Genomic DNA, 5,992 nt, shown 5'->3' with positions numbered 1-5,992 from the left:
ACGACGGGAAGCTGACCACCACGTTCCCCGACGGCACGGTCCAGAAGGTGGACCCGGCGACCGGCCAGACGGTCACCACGAAGCCCGACGGCACGATCACCACCGAGAACCTGGGCAGCCTGGGCAACCTCAACGGGCAGAACAGCTTCGGGAACCTGGACGACCTCGGTGGCATCAACACCGACCTGCCCACCGAGTCGATCGGTGACCTGGGCGACCTCGGGGACCTCAACGGCGGCGACCGGTCCGGCCTGGAGACCCCGACCGGCGGCCACACCGCGCTCGACGACGGCGACTTCACCACCACCTTCGCGGACGGCAGCAAGGCCACCTTCGACCCGGACACCGGGATGCTCACCAGCACCCGCCCGGACGGCACCACCACGGTCACCGACCTCACCCACGGGGCGAAGGTGACCAACCCGGACGGCTCCACCACCGTCCTCGACAACGGCCGGCTGGACACGACCTTCCCGGACGGCAGCAAGCAGAGCATCGACCCGGAGACCGGCGTCGTCACCGTCACCGACCCGCAGGGCAACACCAGGACGGTGGACCTGCACGACCTCGACCCGATCCGCACCATCGGCGACTCCGGCCTGTCGGACGTACTCGACGGCCTGAACGGGACGGGCGGCGGCGGCACCACCACCCGGGACCTCTCGCTCTCCGATCTCGGCCTGGGCGGCGGTGGCGGCTCCGTGGGCGTCGGCGGCGGTTCGGCGGGTATCGGCGGCGGTCTCTCCGGGGCGGACTCCCTCACCTTGGACGGCACCGGCGGAACCGGCGGCGTCGCGCCCCTCTCGGACAGTGCCGCCGCCGGCGCGGGCACCGCGCTCACCGCGGCCGCCGCGTCGGGCACACCCGGCGCCCCCGGCATGCCCGGATCGCCGGGCATGCCGATGGGCGGCATGGGCGCGGGCGGCATGGGTGGAGGCGGCGAGAAGGGCAACGGGGAGCGGGTGCGCGCCGTACTGGTCGACGCGGCGGAGGAGAGCGAGCGCCGCAACCGCCGGCGGCGCAGCGCGTGGCACCGCCAGGAGGACAACGACACCTTCCTGGCGCCGGCCTCCCGGGTGGCGACCACCGGCGGCGACGCCCCCGAGGAGGAGGCGGAGCCGGGCCGCAGGCCCACCAGTTCCGCCGACTACCTGGAGGAGGACGCGGACGTGTGGGGCACCGAGGAGGGTGGCACCCCGGCGGTCATCGGGCGATGACCACGGTGGCCGACGCGTGCGGCCGCCCGGGAGAGACGAATCCCACCGGACCCCGACTTTCCCAACGGGGCCACCACCAGGCAAGATCAGCACAGCAGTCGATGAACCGAACAGTGTTACCGGACGTCTTGACGGTGGGTCAGGACATCCGGGAGAACGACGAGGACGACGAGGAAAGGGCGGAACGGGCGTGACGGAACCGCTGGAGAAGCGCCTGGAGAAGGCGATGGCCGAACTCCAGGCCGCCCAGGAGGCGGTCGCGCGCACCGAGCGCGAACTGCGGCAGGCCTCGTTCGCCGTGCTCTCCTCCGACCGCGCGGTCCGCGCCACCGTCGGCCCCCAGGGCGAGCTGACCGGCATCGAGTTCCTGGAGAACAAGTACCGCGACATGTCCCCCCAGGAGCTGGCCGCCAGTGTCCTGGAGGCCGCGGGCGCGGCGCGCCTGAAGATGAACCGGCACGTGATGAAGGCCATGGCGCCCTTCACCGAACCCAGCGCCGAGGTGCCCGAACTGAAGGGCTTCGAGCTGGACTGGGAGCGCATCTTCGGCCCCGCCGTGCTGGAGGAGGACGACGAGGACAAGGCCCGCGACGGCCGGGCCACCCCCGCCTGGCGGGACGCCCTCGGCGACGACGGGGAGGACTGACGATGGGACAGCGGTACTACGCCGACCCGCAGCGCATCGAGGCCCTGGCGCGGCAGTTGGAGGAGATCGGCCAGCTGGCCAGCAGTGTGACCGAGGAGTTCCTCGACGAACTGTCCCCCACGGTCCGGTGGCCGGGGACCAAGGGCGAGTTCGCAGAGAAGGCCAAGCCGCAGGAGCAGAAGGAGCGGCAGACCACCAAGGAGACCATGATGGCGATCCGTGACGCGCTGGTGGGGATCACCGACGCCACGGTGAGCCAGGTCCGGCTGATGAAGGACACCCGCGACCGCAACATCGAGGGCATCGAGCGGAACAACAGCATGATCGACACCCACGGGCTGGACGGCGACGGCGGCTCGTCCGGGCATGGGCGCCGCTGACCTCAGCCGCGCAGGCCGCTCCCGCACCACGCCGGGAGCGGCCGCTCCTGCCTGCCCTCGTGACCCCCGAGGCGGCGTCCGGTGAGCATCCAGCCGTCGCCCGAGGTCAACGCGATGATCTTCATCCTCACCGGGGAGAGGCTCATCGACGCCGACGAGGACCTCGCCTACGAGAGCCGCCGGCCCTACTCCGGTCTCGGCCGCAAGCTCGACCGGCTCTCCTCGCTGATCGACAAGTCGGTCCACGACATCGCCCAGTCCATGCCGGACGACCTGTCCAAGTCGTACGCCAAGGCGATGGGCATGCTCATCGACGACGGCGGCAAGAACTACCTGCGCGAGTTCGCCGGGCAGCTCGACAAGATCGCCGAGGGCCGGCGCAAGACCTCCATGGACATCATGGAGTCCAAGTGGCAGGTCATCGCCGAGGTCATCCGGCTGCTCATCGAGATCGCCATCTACCTGGCGATGTCCTTCTTCACCGGCGGCGCCACGGCCAGCCAGATCATGATGGCCAAGCTGCGCAGCCGCTTCATGATCCTCACCACCCTCAGTCACCTGCTCCAGCGGCTGCACCTGGCGCCCTCGCTGACCGAGGCGTTCCAAGAGGCGTTCATGACCTTCGCGGTGCGGCTGGCGATGATGAACTTCGCCCCGGACGGCCGCCGCCCCGACCGCTTCGACTGGAACGACATCCTCAAGTCCGCCGCGTTCGGCGCCGCGGCGGGATTCCTCACCAGCGTCTTCGACGACTTCGCGAGGAAGATCGTCAAGGGCTACGACAACAACTTCCTGAAGAACGAGTCGGACCTCGGCTTCAAGAACAACCCGAACCTCCACCACACCCCGAAGCCCGACTTCAAGAACGACGGCCCGGGCCCCAAGCCCACTCCCGACCCCACCCCGACCCCCAACGGCCCCGAGAACCGGCCCGATCCCGGCCCGTACGGCAACGGCCCCACCCCCGGGAACAACACGCCGGTCACCTTCCGGAACGACCCGCTGTCGTTCCGCAACAACCCCGACCTGTGGCGGAACAACCAGATCCTGCGCCACAACGCCGACCGGCCGGGCGCGCTCGCCGGCCACTACGGCCTCAAGGGCACGGCCGACTTCGTCGCCGCCGGCGCAGGTGAGGCCCTCGCGGAAATCCTCATCAAGGGCGCCTTCGACGGCGACTGGTCGACCAACTGGTCCACCTTCGTCGGCGCGGGCCTCAGCAGCCAGGTCGAGGCCACGCTCAGCGACACCGCCGTGAACAGCGGAGCCGAACTGCGCCACGCCATCGACAAGCTGCGCAACCAGCCGCCGCCCACCGTCTCCGGCGGCGGAGATGACGCCGACCGTGCCCGGGACACCGGCGACCCCTCGCGCTCCGGTGGTGCCGACGGCCCCTCCAGCGCGGACACCACGGGCGGCGGCACCGTACCCGCCTCGGGCACCGGTCCCGTCTCGGGCACCGGGCCGGGCAGCGTCACCGGCAGCCAGTCGCCGCCGTACGCGGGGGAGAACCCGTCGTCCCACGCCGGGGGGGACTCGCCGACCTACGTGGGGGAGACCCCGGGGTCGTACACGACGCCGGGCCCGTCGCCGTACTCCCCGGGCACGCTGCCCGTGACGGCTGCCGAGAACCGGCTGTGGCAGCAGGTCCACGACGGTCCCGCGGAGGTGCGCGAGCAGGCCCTGCGCGACCTCGCCGCCCTGCGCGGCTCCCAGCCGCCCGGCAGCACCGAGATCGGCGTCCGCGACGGCCTGCACGGCAACCTGTCCCAGCGGCCCGAGATCCGTGTGGTGCCGACCGGGAACAGCCCCGCCGCCGAGAGCGACGCCGACGCGGTGCGCAGCGCCCTCGACGGCTTCGGCACCCCGGTCACGGTGAACGCGCCGGTCACGGTGAACGGGCCGGCCACCCCGGTCACGGTGAACGGGCCGGCCACGCCGGTCACGGTGAACGGGCCGGCCACGCCGGTCACGGTGAACGGGCCGGCCACCCCGGTCACGGTGAACGGGCCGGCCACCCCGGTCACGGTGAACGGGTCGGCCACGCCGGTCACGGTGGATACGCCGGTCACCACTTCGTCGGACGCCCTCGGTGACGGTCCCACGACGACGACCGACTCCCCGGCCGTCGACGCCGACCACGGCACGGACGGCCGGACCGGCGACGCGTCGGAGCCGCAAGGTGTCGCGTTCGAGGTGCCGAACGCGTCTGACGCGTCTGACACGCCCGCCGGACCCGGCGCCTCCGCCACGCCCGGCACGAACACCGGGACCGGCACCGTCACGTCCGGTACCGGCGCGAACACCAACACCGGCACTGTGACGCCCGGCACCGGCACCAACACCGCCGCGCCCGGCACCAACACCGGCACCGGCGTCCGGACAGGCGGAGTCCCCAATCCCGGAGGCTCCCCGGCCACCGCTGCCTCTTCCGGACCCTCGTCCCAGAACACCGGTGGCCGGGGCAGCACAGCCGCCCCGGACAGCGTGCAGACCACGGCGGACGACTCCACGCGGATCTCCGGGTCGCCGCAGACCGCCACCTCTCCGGAGACCACGTCCTCCGCGCCGGTCGTCGACCCGTCCGAGGGCACCGCCACTTCGGACGCGGACGACAACTTCCGCACCCCGGCCCCGGACACCGCCACCGTCGACCCGCCGCAGGTGATCACGACCAGTTCCCACACCGGCACCGTCACCGGCACGAACACCGTCACCGGCGACGCGGACCCCCGGAGCGACGCGGAGGCCGATCCCACCCAGGCTCCGCCGCTGACGGTCCTGGTCTCGCAGACGCCGCCCCCCACGCAAAGCTCCCCCGAGGCGACCGCGTTGCTGGACGGTGCCGGTACCGACCACGCCGTGGTGCTCGGACCCGCGGTCACGCCGGACACCGGCGTACGCCCGGTCCGTGCAGCCGTCGAACTGACCCGCGAGGGACCGGGAACCCCGGTCCGGGTCCGCCCGCTCACCTCGATACCGGACGGCACCGCGGACACCGGCTTCCCCGGCTCGGACGTGCTGCTGCCGCTCGCGGACGCGCTCGGCCCGGGACCGGCACCGCAATCACCCCCCGCCACCCGGAGCACCGCAACGGCCGACGACGATGTCACCGCCCCACCGCCCAGGGTGCTCACGGAGACGACGGGGCCCGTCCACGGCGCCGACCCGACGCGCACGAACGCCCCGGAAACACCGGCCACCCCGCACGACGAACACGACCCGCACGACGAACACGATCCGCATGATGAGCGCGGTGAAGAGGCGTTCGGGCTGAGCACCATGTCGGGTGCCGGCACCACTGTGGATGCGGGTCCGCCTCCCGGTCCGGTGCGGCAGGATGCCGCTTTCGTGCCGGAGGTCGGGGACAGGAGTGCTGTTCCGCCCCGCCGTCGGGTGTTGGTGGTGTGTGACGAGAGCGGGCTGGGGCTGGGTGGTGTGCCCGTTTTCAACATGGAGTTGGTCAAGGGGCTTCACCACGACCATGACGTCACTTTGTTGACCGTCGACAACCATGCCGACTACGACCTGGAGAGGATGCGGGAGCAGCACGGGGGCGCGAGGATCATCAACGCGTCGGTTCCGGGTGTGGACGAGGGGCGTGATCGTCTCGACGTGCTGGCGAAGGGCTCGCCGGACCAGTACGGGTTGCCTGGTGAGGACGACGCGTTCGACATCGTCATCGGGCACTCGCGTTTCTCGGGGCCGGCCGCGCAGCAGATACGTGACTCCTGGTATCCGGGTGCGCG

Annotated in this window: 2 protein-coding genes and 2 pseudogenes; all 4 read left to right on the top strand. The window is 71.8% G+C overall.

Going from position 1 to position 5,992, the window contains the following annotated elements; all coding sequences use genetic code 11:
* Positions 1-1,217, top strand: a pseudogene (locus tag ACGFQC_RS35245) (hypothetical protein); the annotation flags it as partial.
* Positions 1,218-1,407: 190 nt separating this feature from the next.
* Complete coding sequence (locus ACGFQC_RS35240) at positions 1,408-1,863, top strand: YbaB/EbfC family nucleoid-associated protein (protein WP_363093001.1); 456 nt, start codon at positions 1,408-1,410, stop codon at positions 1,861-1,863.
* A gap of 2 nt (positions 1,864-1,865) precedes the next feature.
* On the top strand, positions 1,866-2,243 hold the full coding sequence (locus ACGFQC_RS35235) for a hypothetical protein (protein ID WP_363093000.1): 378 nt from the start codon (positions 1,866-1,868) through the stop codon (positions 2,241-2,243).
* Positions 2,244-2,324: 81 nt separating this feature from the next.
* A pseudogene (locus ACGFQC_RS35230) lies at positions 2,325-5,992 on the top strand (hypothetical protein); the annotation flags it as partial.

This window comes from Streptomyces sp. NPDC048734, from assembly GCF_043198675.1.
Lineage (GTDB): Bacteria > Actinomycetota > Actinomycetes > Streptomycetales > Streptomycetaceae > Streptomyces.
The sequence above is the reverse complement of the archived record's forward strand: the minus strand, read 5'-3'. Positions and strand labels throughout refer to the sequence as shown.